Genomic DNA, 26,013 nt, shown 5'->3' on the forward strand with positions numbered 1-26,013 from the left:
AACTGCATAACGCTTATCGTTGCGCGGGCGCGACCAGATGCCGGACAACCGGCGGTTCATCACCCTGATGAAAGGCCAGCACGCGCTCCCGAATCAGTTTGTCATTAACCGTGTGGCGTTCATGCTGGCGCAAATGCTCGATCCACGATCCCATCACCCAGGTTTCAACAAACACGCCCGGATGATGTGCGTCTTCATACACCGCCCAGCCCATCGCGCCTGTACGCCTGCGCACGCGGCGCATCTCCTGCATCGCACAGACAAAATCATGCGCATCTTGCGGTGACACCCGATATTCGCAGCTGACCATTACCGGCCCGCGCTCATGGGGAATAGCGATTTCGGTAGCGAAACCCGCCGGGTCAATCATGTCGAGATCCAGCGCGGCGTCTTTTTCCAGCCGCCAACGTAAAACTGTAGCAGTTCCCAGCACCATCCCCAGCGTGGCGGCACAAAGTGCCCAGGTCACGCCAAATTCCGACGCCAGCTTGCCCCAGATGGCGCTACCGACCGTCATTGAGCCGAAAAACACCGTCAGGTAGACCGCCAGCGCGCGCGCTTTCACCCAGCGGGCCGCACTGCGCTGCGCGCCGACGTTAAGCGTCGAAAGCACGGCAATCCACGCGAAGCCGGTAAAAAACTCAAACGCGTTGAGCAGCCAGACATGGCGAATAAACGCCAGCGCCACCATGGTGACGGCAAACAGCAAGCTGGCGGCGACCATCATCTGGTCGGCATTCAGCCGCTTACGCAATTTAGGCAGCAGCATCGCGCCACAAATCGCGCCGAAGCCGATACAAGCCAGCATGATGCCGTAACCGCCGGGGCCGAGACCCAGTTCGCGTCGCGCCACCAGCGGCAACATCGCCCATCCGGCGCTGCCAAACAGGAAAAACGCCACCGTACGCGCCAGCACGTTGCGCAGCACTGGCGCGGCGTGAACATAGCGCAGACCACCGCGAATGGCGGTAAAGAAATGCTCCGGCGGCAGACGCTGAATGGTCACCTGCGGCTGCCAGCGATAGAGCACCAACGCCACGCCCAGCACCGACAGGGCGTTCAGCAAGAACACCATCCACGGCCCGGCGAAAGAGAGCAGTAGCCCGCCCAGCGCCGGACCAATCGCGCGACTGATATTGATGCCCAGCGAATTGAGGGCAATTGCCGGGCTCAGTTCGCGCTTTTCAACCAGATCCGGCACCACCGCCTGGAAGGCAGGGGAGCTAAGTGCCGCGCCGGTGCTGAGTAAAAACGTCGCCGCCAGCAGCACTTCCGGCGTGACATTCCCGGTAAACGATAACAGCGCCAGACCGGCTGCCGCGCAGAACGTCCAGGCTTGCGAAAAGAGCAGGATTTTGCGCCGTTCAACGATATCCGCCAGTACCCCCGCAGGCAGTACAAACAGGAACATCGGCAGGCTGCTGGCCGCCTGTACCAGCGCGACCGCCAGCGGATCGGCGCTCAGCGAGAGCATAGTCCAGTTCACGCCGATGTCGCTCATCCATGAGCCGACATTGGACACCACCGTCGCTATCCATAGCATGCGGAAAACGCGCTGGCGCAGCGGCTGCCAGGCAGAAGCGGCTGGAGCAGCATCAATATCAGGTGACACTGTCACCGCTGCGTGCAGTTCGTTTTGTTGCGTCATGCCAGTGCTCCTTTCGCCGCCACGCGCAGCCGCCAGCTTCCCGGCCCGGTTAACAGCAAGGTGGTAAAGATAATCAGCAACAGCCAGCCAAATTGCCCCTCGACCAGCGACCAGTCCGCATGCACCACCAGCATCGCGACCAGCAGCACCACGATGATCGGGAGACAGGCCAGCCGTGTGGCGACCCCGGCGATGATCAGCAGCGGGCAAACCACTTCGGCGAAAATCGCCGGTAGCAGGCTCATCCACGGCCCGAGGCCGAACGGATCTTCGATATGCGCCAGTTCGTTACTGAAATGCAGCACCTTTGGCAGACCATGCACATACAGCAACAACAGGCTGCCGGTCAGGCGCAGGAAGAACAGCCCCGCATCAACGCGGGGCGCAACAGTTGAGAAAGTGGATGTTTTCATGATGTCAGAACGCAAAGCAGCTGCAACCGAGCGCGCCCCAGAAGGCGTTCTCATCGGAAACCGGCATGGCGGCACCGCGTGCAACATCGTGCTGATGAATATGCACACCACACGGCCCTGAGCAGTGGTGTACCCCTGATGCCTGGCCAACTCGAGCGGCGTGCGGCGGCGCGCTGCGGTAATGACCCGGCACTTTCACTACCGGCGACCACTCCGGCAATACCGGGATTGCCGGCGGTGCCAGCGGGCCAAAGGTGCCAGCGGCATAAACAATCTCGCCGCCCACCACCGTCAGTACCGACTCAATCCCTTTGATCTCCTCTTCCGGCACACGGAAGTAGTCCTTGCTGAGGATGGCGAGATCGGCCAGTTGACCGACTTTAATCTGCCCTTTTTTCCCCTGTTCGCTGGAGAACCAGGCGCTGCCTTGCGTCCAGAGCAGCAGGGCGGTATCGCGATCGAGGCGCGCGCTGTGGTCGTACATTTGCATGCCGCCAACCGTTCGCCCGGAAACCAGCCAGTAAAGCGCCGTCCACGGATTGTAGCTGGCAACGCGCGTGGCGTCGGTGCCCAGACCAACCGGCAAACCGGCTTCCAGCATTTTCGCCACCGGCGGTGTCTGTCTGGTGGCCTGCTGGCCATAGCGCTCGGCGAAATATTCGCCCTGGAAGGCCATGCGGTGTTGAACCGCAATCCCGCCGCCAAGCGCTTTTACGCGCTCAATATTGGCTTCGGTGATGGTTTCCGCGTGATCGAAGAACCAGTGCAGACCGTTAAACGGAATATCGCGGTTCACTTTTTCGAACACATCCAGCATGCGGCTGATCGATTCGTTATAGGTGGCGTGCAGGCGGAACGGCCAGCGGTGCTCAACCAGATGGCGCACCACGCGCTCCAGCTCATCTTCCATACCGGGCGCCAGATCCGGGCGCGGCTCAAGGAAATCTTCGAAGTCAGCGGCGGAAAAGACCAGCATTTCACCGGCACCGTTGTGGCGGAAAAAGTCGCTGCCCTGGCCCGGCGTTAACATATCGGTCCATTTTTCGAAATCTTCCAGCTCATGACCCGGACGCTGGGTGAACAGGTTATAGGCGATGCGAATGGTCATCTGCTGTTTGCTGTGCAGTTCGGCGATCACTTCGTAATCTTCCGGGTAGTTCTGGAAACCGCCGCCCGCGTCAATGGCGCTGGTCAGGCCCAGGCGGTTGAGTTCGCGCATAAACTGGCGCGTGGAGTTGACCTGCTGCTCCAGCGGTAGTTTTGGCCCTTTCGCCAGCGTCGCGTAGAGGATCATCGCGTTTGGCCGCGCAATCAGCATCCCCGTCGGGTTGCCGTTGCTGTCGCGCTGAATTTCGCCGCCCGGCGGGTTAGGCGTCTCTTTGGTGTAGCCGACCACTTTCAGCGCCGCGCGGTTGAGCAGGGCGCGATCGTACAGATGCAGGATAAACACCGGCGTGTCCGGCGCGGCCTCGTTAATTTCGTCCAGCGTCGGCATACGGCGTTCGGCGAACTGGAATTCAGTCCAGCCGCCCACCACGCGAACCCACTGCGGAGACGGCGTGCGCAGCGCCTGTTCTTTCAGCATTCGCAGGGCATCCGCCAGCGACGGCACCCCTTCCCAGCGCAGTTCCAGGTTGTAATTAAGGCCCCCACGGATCAGGTGCAGGTGCGAGTCATTCAGGCCCGGGATCGCCGTATGGCCTTTCAGATCGACCACCTTTGTGCGTTCACCACGGTACGCCATCACCTCGGCTTCGGTCCCCACCTGGACAAATTTTCCGTCGCGGATAGCCACCGCATCGGCGAGCGGGTTTTCCCGATCAACCGTATGAAACTGACCATTAAGCAATATCAGTTCTGCATGTACGAGCGAATCCATACTTCCTCCTGTCTGGCGGCTTAATGTGCCGCATGAGCATCTCGGCGGATTATGCAAAGCGTCGGGAAAGAATGAACAGTTATACGAACGTATAGGTATACGAAAGGATAGTTATACCTTCAGATAATAGTTATGCCGGGGAGGGATACCTAACATACAGCCCACGATAGCGATGGCGCGTGAGTTGCTGTCTGAACGTAACACTCCTCACTTTAAACTCTAAGGATGCTTGTATGACTACCGCGAAACTTGAAGTTCTGACCCCGGCAAACTGTCAGTTAATCTTTATCGATCACCAGCCGCAGATGGCGTTTGGCGTGCAGTCTATTGACCGCCAGGTGCTGAAAAACAACACCGTCGCGCTGGCGAAAGCCGCCAAAGTGTTCAATATTCCGACCATCTTCACTACCGTCGAGACCGAAAGTTTCTCCGGCAACACCTATCCTGAACTGCTGGATGTGTTCCCGGAGAAAGATATTCTGGAACGTACCTCAATGAACTCCTGGGATGACCAGAAAGTGCGTGATGCGCTGGCGGACAACGGCAAACGTAAAGTCGTGGTGTCCGGCTTGTGGACCGAGGTGTGCAACAACACCTTCGCGCTGTGCGCCATGCTGGAAGGTGACTACGAAATCTATATGGTGGCAGACGCCTCCGGCGGCACCTCGAAAGAGGCGCATGATTACGCCATGCAGCGCATGATCCAGGCGGGTGTGATCCCGGTGACCTGGCAGCAGGTGATGCTGGAGTGGCAGCGTGACTGGGCGCATCGCGAAACGTATGACGCGGTGATGAATATTGTCAAAGAGCATTCCGGTGCATACGGCATGGGCGTTGATTATGCCTACACCATGGTGCACAAAGCGCCTTCACGCGCGAAAGCGGGTCATCGCACGCTGGCACCGGTTCCGGCGAAATAAGCCTTTTGCTGGCCGGTTAACGCCGGTCAGCTTGTCTCTTTCACGGCAGGAGAATGCCATGAGTATCGGACTTATCTCTTTCGCCGCAGGCGCGTTGATTGGCGTGATGTACGCCTTGCTGAAGGTGCGATCGCCCGCGCCACCGGCGATTGCGCTGGTGGGGCTACTTGGCATGTTGATGGGCGAACAGCTCGTCAGCACACTTATCACACAAGCTTTCGCGGGGTAAGCCTATGAAATCCTGGATCCTTTCCCTCCTGGTCGGTCTGCTGGCAGGGGGGATTTATGCTTTACTGGGGACACGTTCTCCCGCGCCGCCGGTGATGGCCTTGCTGGGATTATTCGGCATGCTGGTGGGAGAGCAACTGGTTCCGATTACCCGTCGGTTACTTGCCCGGCAACCGTTAACCATGGCATGGTTTCGCCATGAGTGTGTGCCAAAAATTAGCGGTACGCCGCAACCTGAACCGCCGGACGCACCGCCGCGCCGGGATTAATGCCCCGAGGATTACCATGACGCACACCCTGCGTATTGCCATTGTTGATGATGAACCGTCCGTGCGTAGCGGGTTAAGCAATTTGCTGCAATCGGCGGGATACGCCACGCTGACCTTCGCGTCCGCCGAGGCCTTCCTGAACGATGGTTCCGCACAGCGGCAAACCGCACTGGTGATTGCGGACATTAAACTGAAAGGCATGAGCGGGGCGGCGCTGTACGAGAAACTGCAACGCAGCCCGTGCCCGCCGCCGCTGATATTCATTTCCGGTCATGACGATGAAACCTGGCAACGGTTCGCGGGGCAACCCGGTGCCGTTGCTTTTTTGCATAAACCGATCGATATCGACATGTTGCTTGATCATATTTCGCGCACGCTGGCGGGAGGTGAAGAGACGCCATGACCGGAAACGCAAAATCACCGCCGTGGCCGCAGAGGGTGGCCGAAAACCAACCGTTTACGCTGCAGGATGATGCTATCTACACGCCGCTGGCGCAGGAGGGTTGCATTGTCTGGATGAATGCGCACTACCCGTGGGCGAGCGATGCCTTTATTCTCGCCACCGCGGTAAGCGACGACGCCGAGCCGCGTGCCAGCCAGTTGCTGAATAACGAATTGGCGCTCTGCCCGCAGCTTGATAGCCGCTGGGCGGTAAAACCCGTTGCCAGCACGCAGTATCACGGCCGCATCGCGCTGGTTTACCCCACTTTCACCTTTCAACCGCTCACCCGTCTAACCGGCCAGCCGATGGCGTGTATCGCCAGCTGGCTTGAATTGACCCTGCGCATCTGCACGCCGCTGCGCCAGATGCACCAGAGCAACCTGATCCATGGCGATATTAAACCCGGCAATATTTTTCTCACCGATGAAGGCTGCCGGTTAGGCGGCTTTGGCCTGACGACCAGTACCGTCCTGGAACCGGCGCAGCACTGGCAACCGTTCTCCGGCGGTACGCTGGCTTACATGTCACCTGAACACACCACGCGCACCCACCATGCCGTGGACAACCGCAGCGATCTCTACAGCCTGGGCATTGTCTTTTATGAGCTGTTGACCGGCACGTTGCCGTTCGATCTCAGCGAAGGCGGACAGGCGGAATGGGTGTTGCACCACATTGCGTCTGAACCTTCGCCGCCGCATAGCCTGCGCGACGGGGTGCCGGAGATGCTCTCCACCATTGTGCTGAAGCTGCTGGCAAAATCGCCGGAAAAACGTTACCAGACGGTCGATGGCCTGATGGCGGATTTGCGCCGCTGCCAGGCGACGTTAACGACCGATGGCGAGATAGCCCACTTTACGCCGGGTCTGCAGGATCGCTCACCGGCACTGCATTTTGCTAACACGTTGTATCGCGCCCATCCGCAGGCAAAATCACTGGCAGACGCGCTGGATGCGGTTGTGCAAAGCGGTACGCAAACGCTGGTTACCATCAGCGGCCCCATCGGAATGGGAAAATCTTCGCTGATGGCCTCATCGTTGAAGGCCTTTCAGAGTCGCCCGTCGCTTATTGCGCTAGGTAAGGTGGAACAAAACTCTGCGATTCTGCCGCTGGGTGTGCTGACGGCAGCGTTCCGCTCGCTGGCGCTGCATTTACTGGGTTTGCCCGCAGAAGAAGTGGCGCGCTGGAAGGCGCGGCTCAGCAGCGCGCTCACAGGTTATGAAGCGCTGGCGGTGAGCCTCGCGCCGGAGCTGGGGCTGCTGATTAACAGTAAACCCGTGCTGTTTGTCGACACCTTGTCACTCGATTCACGCGCGCGGTTCAACCACATGGTGCTGCGCCTGGTAAATGTCTTCGCCACACCGGGTTGCCCACTGATTATCCTTATCGATAACTTGCACTGGATCGATGACGCCAGCCTGCATTTACTGGAATACCTGTTACAGCACAGCCATGCATTGCCGCTATTGATGGTGGTTTCACACCGCGACTTAGCCTCGTTAGACGATCCGGTGTTTGCCACCGCGCTGACCCGCTTGCGTAGCGCCGCCAGTCGCGTAATTGAGTGTGTGCCGCAGCCGCGCTCGGCAAAAGCCATATCCCGCTGGCTGGCGACCGTTTTTCAGACGCGCCCGGCATCGACCCTTGAACTGGCGAAACTGATCCATGAAAAAACCGGTGGCAACCCGCTGTTCGTCCATGAGTTCTTTAAGCGTATTACCGAAGATGGGCTGGTGAGCCATAACAGCTACCAGGGAAAATGGCAGTATGATCTGACGGCGATTAGCACCCGCTACCACCGCGAAAACGTCCCCGACTTGCTGCTCCAGCAGCTGGCGCAAATGCCGCCTGAAACCCGCATCCTGCTCGGGAGCATGGCCTGTCTTGGCAGCGCGGGCGATATCACATTAATAAGCCGTGTGCTGAATCTTTCTGCTGGCGAGGTGCATTACCGCCTGCATCCTGCGCTCACGGTACAACTGGTCACGCTTAACGCCGCCGAATACACATTTACCCATGAACGGATCCACGAGGCTGCCTGCGCACTGCTGGAACCTGCATATTGCCGCCAGTTGCATCTGGCCACAGCCACGCTGCTGGCGCAAACGGCGGCCGAAGCCCCGGGTAATGAGCTGCTGTTTCGCGCGATTCATCACATCAATGCCGCTGCCAACGACATTTTGCCGCCGCAACGCCAGCGCTTCAGCGAACTGAGCCTGCTTGCAGCCAGGCGGGCAAAACACACCGGCGACTACAGCTCGGCCTTGAGCTATTTACATCTTGCACAGCGGCTTCGTACTGAGACAGGGCATGATTTTACGCTGTCGCTGGAGGAGACCGCCTGTGAGTTTTTGCTCGGTAATCTCTCAACCGCGCGCGGGCTGTGCGAACGGTTACTGGCCTCGCCCGGCGGGCTCACGGAAAAGGCGCAGGCCGCGACGCTGCTGGCAGAAGTGCATATTCGCCAGTCCGGTTATCAGCTTGCGCTGGAGACAACGCTTTGCTGGTTGACCGTGTTTGGTATTCATCTGCGCCGTTATCCTGACGATGCGGCCTGTGATCACGCATGGCAGGAGATGCACGCGCGTGTTGGCGACAATCCTGCGCAGCTGTTCACCGCGCTGCCGCGTATGAACCATCAGGAAACCGACGCGCTGATGAACCTGCTGGCGAGCGCCAGTTTGTATGCCAGCTTTAATTGCCCGCGCCTGCATTTCCTGTTGCTGTGCCAGATGCTGCAACTGACGCTCGAACGCGGGCTGACCGGGGCATCCACCTCCGCACTGGCGTGGTTTGGTGTGCTGCTCGGCGAACGCTACGAAGAGTATGAACTGGGCTACCGCTACAGCGTCCTGGCGCAGGAGCTGGTGACGCGCCACGGTTTACATGAGTTTGCCGCGAAAGCGCTGGTGCCGCTGGGACGTAGCTGTGTCTGGACACAACCGCTATCGCGCAGCGTGGAGTGCGCTAATGCCTGTTTTACCGCAGCCGTTGCGCATGGCGATCTGACCATTGCCTGTTTTGCTGCGTTTCGTCAGGTGATCAACGCCATGAGTCGCGGCGATCACCTCGACACGGTATTAAGTCATATCGATCGTGGTCTGGCTTTTATTCGTGAAACCCAGTATTCGGATATGGATCATCTGCTTCTGTTACAGCGTCACTTTGTCGAGTATCTGCGACAGCCGGATGGCATGTTAAGCGGCAAAGCAATCCTGCCCCGATCGCTGCTGCCGCCGACACCGCCTGCGACCATGCTGTTCTGGTTCTGGCTCTATCGCGGGATGGCGCACTTTTTCACCGGGGCTTATTCCCGCGCGGAATCCTGTCTGAAAGAGGCGGGCGAACATGCCTGGTCTGCGCCCGGGCATATCAGTCTGCTGGATTACCATCTCTACAGCGCGCTCGCATTATCGATGCAGCTTACGCCAGAGACCTTTTCTGCCGGGCATCGTCTGCGGCTGAACCAGCACTACAACAAAATCGCCCGCTGGGCACGCGTTAATCCGGGAACCTTCAGCGATAAAGAAGCGCTGGTGTATGCGGAAATCGTGCGCCTCGATGGAATGAACAGCATCGCGCTCGGGCAGTATGAGAAGGCGATTACGCTCTCGCGCGAAGCCGGTTTTAACCCCAGCAATGCGCTGGCGCACGAACTGGCCGGGCGTTTTGCGCTCTCCTGTGGATACCAGACCGCAGCAGACGCTTATTTTCGCGGTGCGATGGCCGCCTGGGGACGTGCGGGGGCGCAGGCTAAAGTCCGTCATTTGCAGCAGGAGCATCCCCATCTTTTCACGCCCGTGGAAAGCACCCCCTATGACACCATCTCTTTTGCGCAGAACGATGAAATCCGCGATCTGCAAAGCATTATCAAAGCCTCCCGCGCCTTATCAGAGGAGATCAATCTTGAACGGCTGATTCAGATCCTGATGACCATGCTGCTGGAGCGTGCCGGTGCGCAGCGCGGTTTACTGATTCGCGTGCTTGACGACAACATTCCGGAAATCGAAGCCAGCGCGCATACCAGTAAAGAGGGCGTGCTGGTGCGGGTGATTAAAGAGATGCCGCTGGCGACAGATATGCCGTTATCGGTGCTGGCGGCCGTGATCCGCACCGGACAGGAGATCCGCACTGGCCGACCGGAAGAGTACAGCCCGTTTAGCCAGGATCCCTATCTTGTCTCTTCCGGGGCGGCGGTGATGTGTGTGCCGATGTTCAAACAGGCGCGGCTGGTGGGGGTGTTATATCTGGAAAACCGCCTGATGCCGGAGATGTTTACTGCCGGCCAGTCGCGAGTTGTGAACCTGCTTGGTGCCCATGCGGCGGTGTCGCTGGAAACCGCGCGGCTGTACGCCAAGCTGGTGGAAGAGAACATGCAGCGTCGGCGTGTTGAAAAAGAGCTGCGCGCCAGCCAGACCTCGCTGATGCTGGGCGAACAAATCAGCCACACCGGAACCTGGCGCTGGGAACTGGAGCAGGATTTGATGCATATGTCGGATGAGTATGCGCGCATTCTCGGGCTGGACGAGAAGCGCAAACTGATCTCGATGGCTGAGTTTTTAACCTTTGTTCACCCGGACGATCATCCGCATATCAGTGCGCTGGTCACCCGCAGCGTCGCGCAGGGGCTCACCATGCAGGCGGAGTTTCGTATTATCCGCACCGATGGCGAGTGCCGTTATATCCTCGGCATCGGCGATCCGGTCTCTTCCGGTGATGAGGTGCATGAATATTTTGGCACCATCACCGATATCACCGCCCAGCGGCAGAGCGAAGATGCGGCGCGCGTCGCCCAGGCCGAGCTGGCGCGGGTGTCGCGCGCCACGACTGTCGGGCAGCTAACCTCGTCGATTGCCCATGAAATTAACCAGCCGCTGATGTCGATTGTCTCCAATGCAGGCGCCAGCCTGCGCTGGCTTAATCGCTCTCCGATCCCGGTCGATAATGTGCGCGTCGGGCTGGAGGAGATTATCAGCGAAGGGCAGCGTGCCGGAGAGGTGATCCGTAGCCTGCAATCGCTGACGCGCAGGCAGGAGCCGGTGTTCGAGCGCATCGATCTGCATTTCTTGCTGCGCCATATCATGACGCTTTCCCGCAGCGAGCTGGCGCGGCGGCAGATAGCCGTTGACTATGCACTGGAGGCGCACAACAGCTTTATTTATGGCGATAGCGTGCAGATCCAGCAGGTGCTGCTTAACCTGGTGATGAATGCCGTTGAAGCGATGGCGGATATCGACTCGCGCCCGCGCGTGTTAACGCTCGCAACGCTGACCCAAAATCCGCACGAGGTGATTTGCCAGATTGCCGATACCGGTAGCGGAATGAGTGCCGATGTGCAGGCGAGGCTGTTTGAGTCGTTCTATACCACCAAAGCGCAGGGCATGGGTATGGGATTGACCATCAGTTATGCCATTATCGAGCGGCATAAAGGCAAGCTAACGGCGAAATCCAGGCAGCCATTCGGCAGCGTGTTTGCCTTTACCTTGCCGGTGGCAGCGGATTAGCGGCTGCGGGATTTGGCGATATGCAGGTGGCTTGCGGCATGCACCAGATCCGCCAGCGAGCGGGCCTGCATTTTTTCCATCACCCGGCGGCGATGGACTTTTACGGTGATTTCGCTGACGCCCAGTTCCGCCGCAATCTGCTTGTTGAGCAACCCACTGATGGCTAACTCAAAAACTTCCTGCTCACGCGGCGTCAGGGATAAGTGGCGTTGCCTGAGCGCAAAATTTTCCTGCTGTTGCTCGAAATCCTGCGCCGCGACCGTCAGCGCGTCCGCCACCGCCGACAACAGGCGTTCGGACTCGACAGGCTTCGTTAAAAACTCACGCGCCCCGGCTTTCATGGCCCGCACGGTCAGCGGAATGGTGCCGTAGCCGGTCAGAAAGATAATCGGCAGTTCGCGTCCACGATCTTTTAACGCACTGGCGACATCGAAACCGTCCGCGACGGGCATATTCAGATCCAGAATCAAACAAGCGGGAACGGAAACCAGCGGGTGAGTGAGAAAAGATTCCGCAGAGGCGAAATCAATGGCGCGGTAACCTTCTGCTGCCAGTAGCCGGACAATTGATCGTCTGACGGCATCATCATCATCGACAACATATACGAGAGGTTCCATTATCTTTCAGCCTCGGTAGGGGCGCATGCCAGAAAGCAGGCCGTAAGCTATGCAGGCAGATACTGATAACATAAAAATTAACTGGATGAAATGACTGATATTTTCCTTATATCCAGTAGGCTTTTTGTGCCAGTGTCTGAAGAATATACACCCGCTAAAACGGGGAACTGTGGCCGCATAACTTTCGAATGAAATTTGTGATAAATCACTGAATGTTGCACGTATTTTAACCGCTTGTTAATTTACATATCGCACCGTTAACGCTTAACAACAGCGGTTCGTTGACGGTGCTTGAGAGCAAAAATAAGAATAATCTTAGGTAAAATATGGGCATTCATGGGAGGCAATATGACGATCAGACGGGCACGCCCTGACGAAGCTGAAGTGATTTGGCAGATTCGTAATCAGGCTATTCGCCACGGTTGCAAAAGCGTTTATGAGGACAAGGTTATCGCGGCCTGGACGCCGGATAGCATGCCAGAAAGCCAGCGCGTGATGATTGCCAACAATCCGTTTTATGTTGCAACCACGGCAAATGACCAGCCGGTTGCCACGGGTTTTCTCGATGTAACACATGCCAGCGTGGAGGCCATTTTCACCTTGCCGATGTGGGAAGGAAAGGGGCTGGCGACGCAGATAATTGATGCCATTAAACAGGAAGCGGCAAAACGCGGTATGCGGCGGATCACGCTGGCATCCACACCTAACGCCTGTACGTTTTATCAAAAACAGGGGTTTGTCATATTGCGGGAAAGTGTTTATCCCTCTGCGCTGGCGCGCGCGGATTTACGCTGTATTGAAATGGAATATAATTTCGCCGTTGATAAATAAAGAGCGCTTATTCACCGCATGGATTAATGAGAAGAAAATTCCTATTAAAATAAACAGGTTAGTTAACATTTCGTCATAAAACATCCTCCTATAATAATAACGCTGCGCTATCGCGTGGCTTTATTTTATTCTTCAACACAGAAAGGAACTTTTTATGAAAATCCGTGCCTTACTTTCCATTTTATTATTTGGTTTATCAATGAATGTCTTTGCCGCCAGCCAGACTGAGTGTGAAGTGAATGGCGAAATAGACTGGAACTGCATGTGCCAGATCCTGTGCCAGATAGGCGAGGGCGGCTCAGCCTGTAATTGCGATGGCGTGCCATAAGCCGACGTCGCCAGGGGGATGTTAATTTTAATATCCCCTGTCTCTCACGCCGATTCCTCTGAAACCTATTCCCGCGCCAAATAGATTCACCCCTTTAATCGCTTCACATGTTACGCTTCACGCCTGAGGCCAAACCGGGAGAGCTGTGATGTCAGCGATTAAAACGCTTGCCACAACCGAAGTGTACCGCAATAAGTGGATGCGTCTGCGTGAAGACAAAATCCTGCGGGCAGATGGTAACGAAGGTATTTACTCCGTTGTCGAGAAAGCCGATTTTGTCGTGGTTATCGCCCGGGAAGGCGACAGCCTGTATGTCGTCGAGCAGTTTCGCTATCCGCTGGGTAAGCACACCATTGAGTTGCCGCAAGGGGCATGGGAATGCGCGCCGCAGGCGGATCCACTGCGTGTGGCGGCCGGTGAACTGCGTGAGGAAACCGGGCTGGTGGCGGGCAAAATACGCCATGTGGGGTATCAAAAACTGGCACAAGGCTACTCCAGCCAGGGTTACCATATCTTCCTCGCTGAAGAGTTGGTACATCAGCAACAGGAACTCGACCCTGAAGAGTTTGGTCTGACGACGCGCAAAATTACCCTGCGCGAATTCGAAACGTTGATATGTGAAGGAAAGATCAGCGATGCGACCTCAGTCACCGCCTATTTGCTGGCAAAGCTCAAAGGTATGCTGGATATGCTGGAATAGCACTGGTATTTTATTTTGCCTCTCATCAGAGCCATATGCGCCGAATCTCTGGATTAACGCGAGATAAACATGAACAACGCCGCACAACATATTCTTGCGATCTATCAACGCCACGCTCAAACCTTTGCTGAGCAGCGCTCGCAGACGCTCGTTGAACAACGCTGGCTGGAAAAATTCGCCAGCCTGCTTCCTGATGCCGGCAACATTGTTGATGTCGGGTGCGGAAACGGGCAGCCGATTGCGGGCTGGTTTATCCGTCAGGGGTTTCAACTCACCGGTGTTGATGGTGCAAGCGCAATGCTGGATCGCGCGCGCCAGCAGTTTCCCGCTCAGCGCTGGATCCAGCAGGATATGCGCAAGCTGTCGCTCGGCGAAACCTTCGATGGGCTTCTTGCCTGGGACAGCTTTTTTCACCTGACGCATGAGGATCAACGCAGTATGTTCTATCGCTTTGCCGAACATAGCCATGCGGGTAGCGCGTTAATGTTCACCAGCGGAACCGATCACGGGATCGCGATGGGGCAGTTCGCCGGTGAACCGTTGTTTCATGCCAGCCTCGCCCCCGACGAGTATCGCGCGTTATTAGCAACTCACGGTTTCACGGTTATCGATATGGTTCAGGAAGACCCACACTGTGCCGGGCATACCGTATGGCTAGCGCAACGCGTTCGCTAAAGCGGCGGTGAAGATATTTGCCGGATGCGGCTCAGGCTAAAGAGGATCGCGAGCAGCGTCGCTCCAGCGGCCAGCCCTAAACCAAGCCGGACAGCATAAGCCTCCTGCTCTACATTGCCGGAAGGGGCATAGAGCGAAAGTATCCCGCCAAGCAGCGCGGCGCCAAGACACTGGCCGAACGTGCGCATAATAGCCAGCACGCCGGACGCGTAACCACTGTGCTCCCTTGAAGCATTCGCCATCATCTCTTTGTTGTTCGGGCTCTGGAAACAACCGAAGCCAATACCGCAGATCAGGCTGCGCAGGCTTATATCCCACACCGGCGGATCATGCGGTAATCGCGCCAGCAACATTAATCCCACGGCGAAAAGAGACAAACCGATAGTGGCAATCAACGACGGTGCGTAGCGGTCAGCAAGCCGCCCGGCATGGGGCGCAACCAGCATGATACCAACAGGCCAGGCGGTAAACAGCAGCGCCGACGTCAGCGCGCTGTAACCATATACGCTCTGAAACAGAAACGGCAGCGCGACAAATGTCATCCCCTGGCTGATAAACGAGGCCAGCGATGTCAGTGCCGCCAGCGAAAAGCGCGGCGAGGCAAAAAGCGTCAGCGGCATCAGTGGCTGCAATGCCTGGCGCTGGCGAAAAACAAACAATACCCCGGCAGCAAGCCCAACAAGACCATAACTCAGCGCGGTTAGCCCTGATCCGGAACGGGAAATGGCGCTTGATGCCATTACCATCGCGCCCAGCATGAGCGCCGAAAGCAGCGCCCCCGGCGTATCAAATGGCCCGCGCAGCGCAGTGGTTGCAGCAGGGATCACCCGTAAAGTGAAGAGCAGGGCAAGGATACCCAGCGGAAGGTTAATGGCGAATAACCATTGCCAGCTTAGCGTTGCCAGCAGCGTTCCGCCCAGTAGCGGTGCGATAGCGGTACTGGAGGCGATTAACAGCGCGTTCATTCCAAGGATGCGCCCCAGTAACCGATTCGGAAAGACAGAACGCAAAATCGCCGGGGCAATGCTGAGTGTTGCCGCCCCGCCAATTCCCTGCAGGATACGCATCGCAACCAGCGTCTCCAGCGATTGCGCCAGCGCACAGCCCAGTGACGTCAGCGTAAAGAGACCCAGCCCGGCAGCGAATAACCGGCGAAAACCAACATGCGCTGCTAACGCGGCGAAGATTGCCAGCGTCATGGCGGCGGAGAGCAGATATCCATTTGCCACCCAAACCGCTTGTGCGGCGGTGACATCTAATGCCTGCGCAATTTGCGGCAAGGCGATATTCACCATCGAGCCATCAAACACCGCCATTGTGCTGGTTGTCATCACCGCAACCATAGCCAACAGCCGCTCGCGCCCAGGCAATCCTTCATCACCGGGTTTGTCCAAAAAAAGTGTCATAAACAACCTCTGCTGATTTTGTGCTTGCGGTAACTATAATTTCGCGGGATATATGGCGGAAGGCGCAGCATTTGCATTAATACGTTGCAGCAAACGCCATATCTGATCCTTATGTTACGGATGCCAACCGATGAGTGAACCCGATCTGAATTTGTTAATTGCTCTGGATGTGCTGATCGCCGAACGCAGTGTGGCAGCGGCAGCGCGGCGGCTTGGTCTGAGCGCCTCGGCGATGAGTCGAACACTTAGTCGTTTGCGGGAAACCACCGGCGACCCGCTATTAGTGCGCGCCGGGCGAAATATGGTGCTGACGCCTTATGCAGAAACGCTTTTGGCACGCACGCAGAACGCCGTTTTCGAGGCGCGGGCGTTGCTGCGACCCGCGCAGCCCGAGCTCAATATTGCCTCGCTGGAGCAGATATTTACCCTGCGTGCCAACGATGGTTTTGTTGAAGGATTCGGCCCAATGCTGATTGCAGAAATGGCGGCTGTCGCGCCAGGCGTGATGCTACGGTTTATGCCAAAGCCGGAGAAAAGCGCCAGTGCCTTGCGGGAAGGACGAGTTGATCTGGAAATTGGCGTGCTGAGCGAGATGGGACCAGAAATCCGCGTACAGGCGTTGTTCAGAGACCGCTTTGTGGGCGTCGTCAGAGATACGCATCCGCTGGCGCAACGTAATGAAGTGACGGTCAATGAGTATGTCGCCTGGAAGCATGTCGTGGCGTCGCGTCGTGGGTTAACAAGTGGTCCGGTTGATGAAGGGCTGACAGAGCAGGGCGTGAGCAGGAAAATTGCCGCCGTGGTGCCAGGTTTCCCTGCGGCGTTAGCCGTGGCGCGGGCGTCCGATCTTATCGCGCTTATCCCGGCTTCTTTTCTTCTTAATCCTGCGGCCAGGCAGGGAGTGGCAATGTTCGAATTGCCGGTAAAAACGCGCACCATTACCGTTTCTCAACTTTGGCATCCGCGTTCAGAAGTCGATCCCGCGCATCGCTGGCTGCGTCAGTTTATGCTGGGAGTGTGTCGGCGTTTAGTGCCGGATGAGAAGGGGAAGTGAAAGCCTTTCCCCAGGAAGATATTCTTAGCGTTTGAGCATTTGCGCTTGCCGCGCCTCTATTTTTAACTGTTTTCGCCAGACTCGGTTATGTAAGGACAGCGCAATTGACCGATAAAACAACGAGGAATTTATCCATTTAACATTCAGTAAAAAGAAGATTAACCCGAGGACTGATGTTATCTGCGGCGTGTAATTATCCGCCGCGCCAAATAATAGTGAGAAAAAAGAGGAGACAAAATACAAAATAGCTCCTGCGCCCGTCAGTCCAATGATAAGCAAGTGCGCTTTAAATCCCGCAAGTGAGCCACGTGCGGTAAGTAACATGGTGGCCATAATCAGCACACAATAAACAGCCGCCGCAAAGAAAACGCCGATAAGCACTTTATATTCAGGTATGGATAACCAGTTAAAAATAATCATCCACAGAGAAACTTGCGGCATGGCGTAGCAGAAAATAGCGAGTATCATACTGATACCTAAAGGAATACCGGTCATATGCATTCCGACAGGTACGCCGAAGCGGCTTTTTAGCCGATCCTTAATCAACTCAAGCTGTTGTGGATCATTAGTGGCTATTTTTTTGCGATAACGCGACTGAGCGCGAGACTTCTTGTTATATATTTCATCATTGCCGGGTCAATTACTTCCTGTAAATGAAAAAGACTGAATTAAACCACAAATATATTTACCGGATTGCGTTATATTCTGTGGGTTTCGAATGGTGCCAGAAATCGCACTGCCGATAAATGCAGAAGAGTTTGTAACGGCATTCATCAACTCGCGTTGCAAAACTAATTGCAATGCCTCAGAAGGATAACGCTTAGGATAAACGCCTGCTTTCATTGCCGCTTTAATACCCGAATTAGAAATACCGGGGTTTCGGATACGAATAATTTCCTCCGTCAATCGAGTCCGGTCAGCGCGGCTCATTTTCTGCAGCAAAGAAAGAAGGCTCTCTGATGTTGAACGATTTAGTAGCCGGTAGGTTAATACCGCGCTTTTTAAGCCTGCAGCAGCCCCGGCAAGTGAAATGATATCCAATGCAGTGTTGGTTGCCGTGTACCACTCCTGGGAATCCAGCCAGCCGACATAATCATCATGATTCATTGCGATTAAAGAGAGCCGCCCAAGTCCATTAGCGCACTGTAGCCCAGTCGCAACACCGCCGGCAATAATCACCGCGGCAACAGCCATGGAGGAACCGGCGGTAAGGGGAATTGCCATACCCGCGCCAGCAGCCAGCACAACGGTAAGGATCGCTGCGCCGCAAGAAATTGCCGTCGAACCAATTTCAGTGGCTAACGAGGGAGACTGGATCGTATTAGTTGTTGCCTGAACCGGATTATTGGACGACGCGTTGACTTTTGTCACCACGACATGGCTTACCGAACTTTCGTTCGGTGTCGCAATCCGCCTGGAGGGTCTGACTAACCACTGGCGCGAACCGTCTGAATAAATTATCCCAACCTGGCTGAAACTTCGGCTACAGTCCAGTTGATTAGCGAGTGCTGTGAAGTCAATATCACTTCCGGAGGCAAGGCCAAGACTGCGAGCTAAACCGTAATCGGGGAGGTCGTTTGAGAGCTGTCCAGGGAATGTCATTCAATCTTTCCATGTACGAATGTTCTTATGTCGTTGATATCTTAAGAGTAAAGGGCTCAACTTTGTAAGCAATTAAGAATAATCTGAATAAAATTTGTGCATAGTGATGCATTTAAAAATGTGTGATGCAAACAAGCCGGAAGGAAGACAATGAACAAAGAAGATGAGTTACTGGCGATGTTGGTGACATATGAACAGCAGCTTCATCATCCTGAAATTCGCTGCCAGCCCGAAATTGTCGAGAGACTTTTACATCATGATTTTTTTGAGATTGGGCGATCCGGCAGACGATACAGCAGAGAACAAGTCATTACTGCGCTGGCAAATGAGCCCACTGAAACGATCGCGTCAGATGATTTTGCATTGTCGATGCACAACAACGGTTATGCGCTGCTGACATATCGAAGTTTTATCCTCGACGAACACGGCCAGATGATAAAGCAAACATTGCGGTCATCATTGTGGGAGGCGTCAAGAACAACGCCAGGTCGATGGCGGATGCGTTTTCATCAGGGAACCCCCATGGCGGAATGATGGTGTAACGGCTGTGAGCATTAAGGCAGCGGAGATAAATGACCACGGCAATCATGATGTCAAATCGCTGGATTCTATCCAATATCATGTTGGTGCGCATAATGTATATTATGTTAAATCACCTACTGTGGTAAATAAGTTCATATGACACTCCCACTAACTGATAAATCAATACGTTAGGATTTCTGATCTCCCTCTCGTTTCTTGCATTAGGTACAGAGTACATTCTCTTCATATCCATGATAATTTTGAGGTAAATATTGTGTATTCACTAAAGCAGTTGGTTATCTCAGGCCGTAAAAGGCGATGGATCCTTTTTCCGAGCTTAAAGACGGTGTTTCTGAGCAAATTGCACAATGGCTGGAAGCGATGGGAGCTTTGCTTACAGAACATGAGTTTGGTTACCGGGAACGCACGGCCTACACCATGAAACGGATGCTTTTCTTATCCGAAAAGGGAGACCTTAGTGAAGTGCAAACGCTGGCTGAAGATGCCCGCCCCAGCCTTCCGGATGAGGAGCATGCGCGTATTTTTGACTATAACCATGCTATCGCGCTCTGGAGACTGAAAAGATACAAACAAGCAGAAACACTGTGTCTGAGCGTAGTGAATCGCTACTACGCGTTATTTGATATTACCCCACAGGATGTCATGGGTAAAAACTCGGATGTGCTGTGGGCAATCATCAACCAGCCTGAAAATGTTCACGAGCACATCAAACATCTGGCCGATGCCCTAGAGTTGCTCGCCAGAATTAATGATGCGCAGGGAAAGGTGTCACCGTTTCTGCGCATTCACGCGATGAAATTTTATAACATGACCGCAGCCCCCGAATCTCTGGTCCGGGTAGGACAGGATCTAGCTGATGAGTTTGTCGCAATAAAGGACTATGTCGGTGCCAGAGAGGTGATGGAGCAATACGTCCTGCCAGTCGTCAATGAAGCCGGTCTAGTACAGCGACTGGTTCAGGTCCGAAGCCAGTACGCCGTTATACTGGCACTTGCAGGCGAACATGAGCAGGCAGAAGCGGAGATGTGTCGGCTAGCCCCCTTTTTTGAAGGGTTAACAGGTGAGCAGCGACTAGAGGTTGAAAATCAGTCGAACTACATCGCGCAGCTTGCTTACAAGGCGGCTAAATCCGAAGTAACGCGATTGTTCGGGGCGGTAGGCAGAAATGAACCTTGTCCCTGCGGGTCGGGAGTAAAGTATAAAAAATGTCATGGAGCCTGAGTGCTGGCTTCGCTATGTTGGACGCGGCCGGGGGCTAAGTTCACGGGAGCCATATCAGGATGCTGTCCACATCGTGCAACCGAGCGCTTTTTATTGGTATTGCCGTTGACTCTCTTAAAGCACATCGTCGTGCGTGGGGCAGTATATGGCCTGCGAAAGTAGGCCAAATTCACCCAAGAGGGAGAAAATACGCGAGTGCGCACTAAAACACGCTATCGTAGCGCTGACCTTTAGTTGCAACGTCAAAAATGAACAACTCCCAGGCAGGGTTACTGGCTTCGGCTCAACGCATATGGTTAAAAACCCACCAGGAAAATTGTCTCTCTACTTCCATTCTTAGTTCTGGGTCAGTTTTCATCGATGCTGTATCAGGCATACCATCCGGACAAAAATCAGCAAGCTGACTTTGAATAAACTTTAGCTTTTCTTCTTTTTCCCCTGCGTTCTCAAACACCATGAATGGCAGCTCGATAATCGGCGGTTTGGTCTGGGTGGTTAACGGCATGGTTATGCCTGAATTACGGCCAGGCAGTGAGTGTAATTCTCTGATATGACTCAACAGATTGTAGGGTAAGGTGTTTTTTACGAAGTAAAAAACGTCTGCATAATAATCAGTTACGAATCCATCCCTTTTTCCTGGATAAGCCAGCGTATCCATCTCTGGAAAGGGAAACTGTAAACCCTCATTTCTGTAATGTACGATTGGCACTCGTTCAAGTACAAGCCCACGGTATTTGAGGATGTATTCATAGTGACAAGGTTGCTCAATGCTAATCGTTGACCACCAGTGTTGTCCTCCTATATCTTTTTCTGTGTAGCCAATATGAATGGCATAATCCGGGTCCAACCGATAATAGGCCTCGCTGATACCGTCATATTCCCAATTGTCGTAATCCAGAAGCAGTCTGACTATGCGGTCAGCGGGTGCCAGGTCCAGGTTAAAGCGCTCTCTCCACATTGCCATGACATCTCCAGGGCTGGCACAGCTAGTTACGGGCGTATTGGCATCTTGTTGCCGGGTGTAAACGACACCGGCTCTGACAGTTTTTCCCTCTTTTATATAGTCCTGGGTCAGATAGTAGGGTTTCATTCTGACGTTACGAATTTGTAGAATAGCCAGCACCTTATGCTGGAGTGTGATGTGGTGCAGCTGAATATCCGGACAATGGTGCTCTGCAAAACTGACTTTTCTTAACAGATCGATTAAATTTGCCTGGTTAAGTTGCTTACCATCTTCCGGCACGCCGGTAATCACCCCTTCATCATTCACGCCAAAAATCAGATACCGGTCACCGTCATGCAGGACGTTTGCCATGCAGAGGATATCGTGAACAAGGGCTGCATTGTTTTGGTGGTAGGTTTGTTTAAAGTCCCACCATGGCCCTTCCTTTCCACTGGCAATCAGTTTTTCGATGGTTTCGTTCATAGTCCCCTCTATCCGATATGGCGTGCGTTTGCTTGTACCAAGTATTCCTTCAGTCTACTTAAATTGGTAGTGTGAAATGGCTCTTCTGGCATTCGATGCCAGAAGAGCCAGTTGATTACTTAATAAGTATCGTTGTCAGCAGTTAAACGGCAGTTCCTCTTCTCGTAAAACTACTGGCGCCTTGTCTGCCCGGTACTGGATCCAAGTTTTCAGGTCTATTTGCGAGCCGTTACGGCCAGCTAAATCAAAATATCCCCTGTTAGCAAAACGGCGATATATAAGTTCTTCACCTGTTATGGACAGGTAGGCGTTCAACGCCGAACGATGAATGAAAAGTCCGCTTTGTCTTACACCTTTATGATGGAAGGCGATAAGTTTGCCAGAACGATCAACCCAACCGCTTTGACAATCCCATAAAAGTTCGAGTTTTTGAATGATTCCCTGGCATGGCGCAATGAGGCTATCCTGGCGCTCGGGCGTGGTATATGAGTAGTCATATTCCCATTCGCTTCCGCGTAGTAAACTGACTTCTGTAAAATTAAATGCTTCACTATCTTCCTCATTATTAAGAAGTTGTTTGTACACTGGGCTGTCAGGATATTCAGCAAGATAACCGCAATAACAGCTATTTCCCTGATTATATTGGAAAATATCGCGCGCACTTTTCTGTTTAAAGTTCTGGATGCTTTCATTTATGAGTGCGCTTGAATAATAAGCACGAACTGCCAGGTAAGGTGAATTCCAGCTATTTTCATTCGGCGCTTTATCCTCGTCCCAATAGCTGTGTGAAAGCGCTACCCACTGTTCCCCTTCCTTGTCAGTTCGAATCAGACAAGCTTCATAAGGTGACAAATCATCGGTCCGAACCCAACCTTTGATATCTGAATTGCGGTCAGGGAATGCATAATTTGTTTCTTCCATCAGTACTGGATAGACACTTTCTGCGGTGATGTCGCGTACATCGGTCAGGTCGACTTTACGGACGTCGACTGACCATAGATGATCACTTGTAGGTTCGTAGTCGGAATATGGGTCTTCCAGTGCGGGAACATTACTGGCCAGAATGCCCAGTAGTCGATGTAAGGCGATCCAGTAATATTTTTTACCGAGTCGGTCAGCATACCCTTTTCTACCCCGTCCCGAGCCATACTGACTCCCGATATGGCGATCATAATTGAGCGCGCAGTGGTTATAACCGGGATATCCTAAATTAAGTGCTTCTCGCATTAACCAACAGGCAATGTTTTCATGGCTGATATTGGCGCTCTCCAAGTCAAAGCCGGAAATCTTCGATTCCACCTGATAACGCCAGAAATCCGGGGCCATGGACTCTCCCCAGAGCACCATGTTTGATGGTAAATGTTCCAGATCTAGGAGGGGTTTGACATCCGCCATTACAGGCCATCGTGATGGTAATGATACGTTTGTCTGGTAATGCTGTAATTGGCTTGTTACGGCTGTGGGAAATTCTCCTGTTTTCAACAAGTTTACTAATAGCTGAACCGTATCCCGGAGCAGAATATTCTTGCTATCTGACGCAATGCTTAATAGACCAGGGAGCGCTGGCATAAACGCATTTCTGCGTTGGTGTGACAATAAGCATGCACTGTAGATAGCAAGGCTAATACGCTCTAATACGTAATCATCATCACAATATGCAAATTCACTGATTACTGTTTGGCAGTTCTCCGGGTAGTTTGCCAGGATTCTGCTTAGCCCTTTTGAGGATAAATCCCTGATTCGGCGGTCAGCACACGAAGTGAGCCAGGCAAGTGTTAGACTGGCCAGCCTCCGGCTTTCAGCAGGCCAATGGGTTATGTCAGCAAATAGTGCTGCATGGATGAGTGAATAGACAGCAGTCTTGTTATCAAATGATCCCAGCGCAGCTAATGACAAGTAGGTGTCACGTTCAGCTAAGGATGACTGCCGTAAAAATGGCCCCAGCCAGTTAGTTGCGTTTAGACGATGGTCAGGAACCAGACTAAGTGAAAACAGCGCTTCATAAACCGACTCCCATAATCCAGGTGTATGCAGTGCTGCATGGATGTGTTCATCAATTTCTTCCACTACACTTTGTCGGGAGCGCCAAACCAATGACTGGATGAACAGCTTATGGGCTTTTTCGGATGGTAATCCTACTTCTTCAGCAGTAATTTCAAGAGCAGTTTTCTCTGGCAGCACGGCGGCAAGAGCTTCCAGCAATCCAGCATCTTCTTCTGTTAACGCTGCAATTTTCTCCGCGAGTTTTGCTGTATCCGAATCAAGAGCTTCCACAAGGCTGATAGCACGGAGTATGTCACCGTAGCGTTGATAACCCAGACGGATCAGGAAGGTATCCTCATCTACAACAGAAAGAATAATGAGGCCTTCATGTGCCAATGCATTTAAAAAGGATTCAGGTGTGGTCTCAGTTCCCACTATTTTGCTCAGTGCTTCGCAACAGGTTTCCCAGGTTCGGTTCTGCGGCAACTCATGTGTCAGGGTATTCGCGAGTGCCATCATTGCAGCCCTTACCAGATTGCGAGGGTTTGCGTAGTGGAGGTGTTCTCGAATTAAAACATCGCAATGTTTGAGATGTCCTTGAAACAGAGAGGTAAAACCCGGCAAAGAAATATCCAGATTGTCACGGCCTTCGCCCTTTAGCGTTTTACAGGCCAAGTGTAAAAATAAAGGATTACTGAGTTCGGGTGAAAAAAGTGGTGTAATCTCTGCATCCAGCCCATAGTAGGCTGCGAAAGCTTGTACCGCTTCGAATTGATGTCCTGAAAAACCGATATGTTCGAAAGCAAACCCTGGAAAGCGTGAATCGACCACAAGATTGCGATAGGTATCTCGGGTTGAAACGCAGATTTTGATGTCTGGATAAGACTTGCATTGAGCGAGCAATTCGGGAAGCTTGTCCTTCCAGCGCACTTCTCGCGGGCTTTCGTTCAAGGCATCGATATAAATGACAAAAGGTAAGCCAGTATGTTCGGCGCAGGCCTGTATGCATTCAAATAATGTCGAACGATCGATGGCGGCACCCAGCCCTATTTTACTGCGCAGCACTTCCCAAGGCTCTGCTTTGCCAAAGTCGTCTCCAAAGACGACCAAGGAAAAACCACCATGTTCCAGTCGACGCAATGCAGCGCTGACAATTGCGTGGGTTTTGCCGATACCCGCTGGGCCAACCAGCAGTAAGGAATGTGCTGTTGCAGCACCAATGACCTGAGAAGTCAACAAATTTTGCAGTTGCTGCGCCTGCTCTTCCCATTTTCTCGCCGCATCCATATCTCCGGCAGGAAATGCACACATATACTCTGCGTGGAACTGTCGGAACGATTCTGTATCACTATGCTTGCCATGCTTTTTATAAAATTTATCTTCTTGAGCATGGCGGGCATCAGCGATAAGTGTCAATAGGGATGACAGAGCAACGCAAAGATCTGTAACCGATGTGGCCGTGACATCGTTATCTCTCATGCTCTCACAGTAGGCGATTATTTCTTCAATCAATGCCGTCGCAGATGTAGCACAGGTTTCGCCGAGTATATCCAGCGATTTGCGTCCGTATCCATTCAGTGAATGGAACTCTCGAACGATTGGTGTTAATGATGTTTCATACCACTCGCGAAAGTCACCGGTCCCACCAAAAAAATCCAGACCAACATGAGCATTCGTCACAACATCCAGCATTGAAGTATATCTTGGCCCTGCAAAAGCAATGGCGTCATCCAGACATTGTTGAATTTGAGCTGCTGTCAGCAACGTGTCATCAAACCAATACCTGCGCATCCCTCCGTAAGGGTCTATCTCAAGTAATTGATTGCAGATAACAGCCGCGGTACAAAGGACAATAGAAAGTGACTTCCCTTTCGCTGACGCTTCCGATTCGACTTTACTTTTCCATTCTTCAAAGCGTTCCGCCTGGCTTTTTCCTCGCTTTCCCGCAGCAACACGCCCGGTCAGGTCAAACGGTATATAAATCCAGTATTCGGTTAGTGTGGGATGGTTGCTTAGCGCGGCTTTAAGGGAACTATCAATCTGTGTAAGCTCTGCGGAAGCAAGCTGGAAAAAGTATTTTGCCTGAACACCGAATACGGCACCGTCCGGTGAGCGGAAATATGCCTCAACGCCACCGTCTCCACCATCTCCACGCAGACTAATAAATGTTGAATTTGTCGGTACTCGACAGGTTTTCCTAAATAACTGTACGGCGAGTGCTTCAAAGCTATCGTTACGGCTTTTGGGGGCGCTGCGAATTAAACTGAAATCAATATTCATCACCAGTCCTTGTTCCTGTCAATAATGCGGCAAAAGCAGTCACATAT

21 protein-coding genes are annotated in these 26,013 nt (G+C 53.6%); 12 read left to right on the top strand and 9 right to left on the bottom strand.

Annotated elements, in window-relative coordinates:
• Positions 1-13 precede the first annotated feature (13 nt).
• Genes BN2591_RS03420 through BN2591_RS03430 form a run of 3 tightly spaced genes read right to left on the bottom strand, consistent with a single transcriptional unit; the run spans position 14 to position 3,940 of the window.
• Positions 14-1,648 carry an MFS transporter gene (locus BN2591_RS03420; protein ID WP_086869033.1) on the bottom strand — a complete coding sequence of 545 codons (1,635 nt, stop codon included), beginning with the start codon at positions 1,646-1,648 and terminating at the stop codon, positions 14-16.
• Positions 1,645-2,061: a DoxX family protein gene (locus BN2591_RS03425; RefSeq protein WP_086869036.1), complete on the bottom strand. Its 417-nt coding sequence runs from the start codon at positions 2,059-2,061 to the stop codon at positions 1,645-1,647. Before BN2591_RS03425 ends, BN2591_RS03420 begins: the two co-directional genes overlap by 4 nt.
• A 4-nt stretch (positions 2,062-2,065) precedes the next feature.
• Positions 2,066-3,940 (bottom strand): amidohydrolase, encoded by a 1,875-nt coding sequence (locus tag BN2591_RS03430; protein WP_086869038.1) that lies wholly within the window; start codon positions 3,938-3,940, stop codon positions 2,066-2,068.
• Between the two features lie 233 nt (positions 3,941-4,173).
• Between BN2591_RS03430 and BN2591_RS03435 the strand changes: the two genes are divergently transcribed.
• The 5 genes from BN2591_RS03435 to BN2591_RS03455 are packed head-to-tail and all read left to right on the top strand — an operon-like array spanning position 4,174 to position 11,300.
• Positions 4,174-4,860 (top strand): hydrolase, encoded by a 687-nt coding sequence (locus BN2591_RS03435; RefSeq protein ID WP_017456793.1) that lies wholly within the window; start codon positions 4,174-4,176, stop codon positions 4,858-4,860.
• 58 nt (positions 4,861-4,918) lie between these two features.
• A complete protein-coding gene (locus tag BN2591_RS03440; protein WP_086869040.1) occupies positions 4,919-5,089 on the top strand; it encodes a DUF1427 family protein in 171 nt (56 codons plus the stop codon).
• Positions 5,090-5,093: 4 nt separating this feature from the next.
• On the top strand, positions 5,094-5,357 hold the full coding sequence (locus tag BN2591_RS03445; protein ID WP_017456791.1) for a XapX domain-containing protein: 264 nt from the start codon (positions 5,094-5,096) through the stop codon (positions 5,355-5,357).
• A 16-nt stretch (positions 5,358-5,373) separates the two neighbouring features.
• Complete coding sequence (locus tag BN2591_RS03450) at positions 5,374-5,760, top strand: response regulator transcription factor (protein WP_017456790.1); 387 nt, start codon at positions 5,374-5,376, stop codon at positions 5,758-5,760.
• Complete coding sequence (locus tag BN2591_RS03455; RefSeq protein WP_086869042.1) at positions 5,757-11,300, top strand: trifunctional serine/threonine-protein kinase/ATP-binding protein/sensor histidine kinase; 5,544 nt, start codon at positions 5,757-5,759, stop codon at positions 11,298-11,300. The genes BN2591_RS03450 and BN2591_RS03455 overlap by 4 nt, the downstream gene beginning before the upstream one ends.
• Here the strand turns inward: BN2591_RS03455 and BN2591_RS03460 are convergent.
• Positions 11,297-11,917, bottom strand: coding sequence for a response regulator transcription factor (locus tag BN2591_RS03460; protein WP_086869045.1), 621 nt, complete (start codon positions 11,915-11,917; stop codon positions 11,297-11,299). The two genes, BN2591_RS03455 and BN2591_RS03460, sit on opposite strands and share 4 nt — an antisense overlap.
• A 348-nt stretch (positions 11,918-12,265) precedes the next feature.
• Between BN2591_RS03460 and BN2591_RS03465 the strand changes: the two genes are divergently transcribed.
• The 4 genes from BN2591_RS03465 (at position 12,266) to BN2591_RS03475 (ending at position 14,451) form a co-directional block, all read left to right on the top strand.
• Positions 12,266-12,748, top strand: coding sequence for a GNAT family N-acetyltransferase (locus BN2591_RS03465; RefSeq protein ID WP_086869047.1), 483 nt, complete (start codon positions 12,266-12,268; stop codon positions 12,746-12,748).
• A gap of 154 nt (positions 12,749-12,902) precedes the next feature.
• The gene (locus tag BN2591_RS24565) at positions 12,903-13,076 is read left to right on the top strand and encodes a hypothetical protein (RefSeq protein WP_162842150.1); all 174 of its coding nucleotides are present in this window, start codon (positions 12,903-12,905) and stop codon (positions 13,074-13,076) included.
• A 148-nt stretch (positions 13,077-13,224) separates the two neighbouring features.
• Complete coding sequence (locus BN2591_RS03470; RefSeq protein ID WP_086869049.1) at positions 13,225-13,776, top strand: NUDIX domain-containing protein; 552 nt, start codon at positions 13,225-13,227, stop codon at positions 13,774-13,776.
• Positions 13,777-13,845: 69 nt separating this feature from the next.
• A complete protein-coding gene (locus tag BN2591_RS03475; RefSeq protein ID WP_086869051.1) occupies positions 13,846-14,451 on the top strand; it encodes a class I SAM-dependent DNA methyltransferase in 606 nt (201 codons plus the stop codon).
• Here the strand turns inward: BN2591_RS03475 and BN2591_RS03480 are convergent.
• The gene (locus tag BN2591_RS03480; protein WP_086869053.1) at positions 14,448-15,857 is read right to left on the bottom strand and encodes an MFS transporter; all 1,410 of its coding nucleotides are present in this window, start codon (positions 15,855-15,857) and stop codon (positions 14,448-14,450) included. The genes BN2591_RS03475 and BN2591_RS03480 overlap by 4 nt on opposite strands.
• Positions 15,858-15,987: 130 nt before the next feature.
• On the opposite strand from BN2591_RS03480, the gene BN2591_RS03485 reads away from it, so the two are divergent.
• Positions 15,988-16,911 (top strand): LysR family transcriptional regulator, encoded by a 924-nt coding sequence (locus BN2591_RS03485; RefSeq protein ID WP_086869055.1) that lies wholly within the window; start codon positions 15,988-15,990, stop codon positions 16,909-16,911.
• Positions 16,912-16,935: 24 nt separating this feature from the next.
• Here BN2591_RS03485 and BN2591_RS03490 read toward each other — a convergent pair whose 3' ends face one another.
• Both BN2591_RS03490 and ssp4 read right to left on the bottom strand, forming a co-directional pair.
• The gene (locus tag BN2591_RS03490) at positions 16,936-17,406 is read right to left on the bottom strand and encodes a hypothetical protein (protein WP_244172971.1); all 471 of its coding nucleotides are present in this window, start codon (positions 17,404-17,406) and stop codon (positions 16,936-16,938) included.
• 141 nt (positions 17,407-17,547) lie between these two features.
• Positions 17,548-18,513: an Ssp4 family T6SS effector gene (gene ssp4, locus BN2591_RS03495; RefSeq protein ID WP_086869057.1), complete on the bottom strand. Its 966-nt coding sequence runs from the start codon at positions 18,511-18,513 to the stop codon at positions 17,548-17,550.
• Positions 18,514-18,663: 150 nt separating this feature from the next.
• On the opposite strand from ssp4, the gene BN2591_RS03500 reads away from it, so the two are divergent.
• Both BN2591_RS03500 and BN2591_RS03505 read left to right on the top strand, forming a co-directional pair.
• Positions 18,664-19,047, top strand: coding sequence for a nuclear transport factor 2 family protein (locus tag BN2591_RS03500; RefSeq protein WP_086869059.1), 384 nt, complete (start codon positions 18,664-18,666; stop codon positions 19,045-19,047).
• A 306-nt stretch (positions 19,048-19,353) separates the two neighbouring features.
• Positions 19,354-20,277 carry a YecA family protein gene (locus BN2591_RS03505; protein WP_244172972.1) on the top strand — a complete coding sequence of 308 codons (924 nt, stop codon included), beginning with the start codon at positions 19,354-19,356 and terminating at the stop codon, positions 20,275-20,277.
• Positions 20,278-20,560: 283 nt separating this feature from the next.
• Here the strand turns inward: BN2591_RS03505 and BN2591_RS03515 are convergent, their stop codons facing one another.
• Both BN2591_RS03515 and BN2591_RS03520 read right to left on the bottom strand, forming a co-directional pair.
• Positions 20,561-21,703 (bottom strand): AlbA family DNA-binding domain-containing protein, encoded by a 1,143-nt coding sequence (locus BN2591_RS03515; RefSeq protein ID WP_001459743.1) that lies wholly within the window; start codon positions 21,701-21,703, stop codon positions 20,561-20,563.
• 135 nt (positions 21,704-21,838) lie between these two features.
• Positions 21,839-25,966, bottom strand: a complete 4,128-nt coding sequence (locus BN2591_RS03520) for an NACHT domain-containing protein (protein ID WP_086869063.1) — start codon at positions 25,964-25,966, stop codon at positions 21,839-21,841.
• Between the last annotated feature and the right edge of the window lie 47 nt (positions 25,967-26,013).

Source organism: Kosakonia pseudosacchari, from assembly GCF_900184035.1.
GTDB classification, from domain to species: Bacteria; Pseudomonadota; Gammaproteobacteria; order Enterobacterales; family Enterobacteriaceae; genus Kosakonia; species Kosakonia pseudosacchari.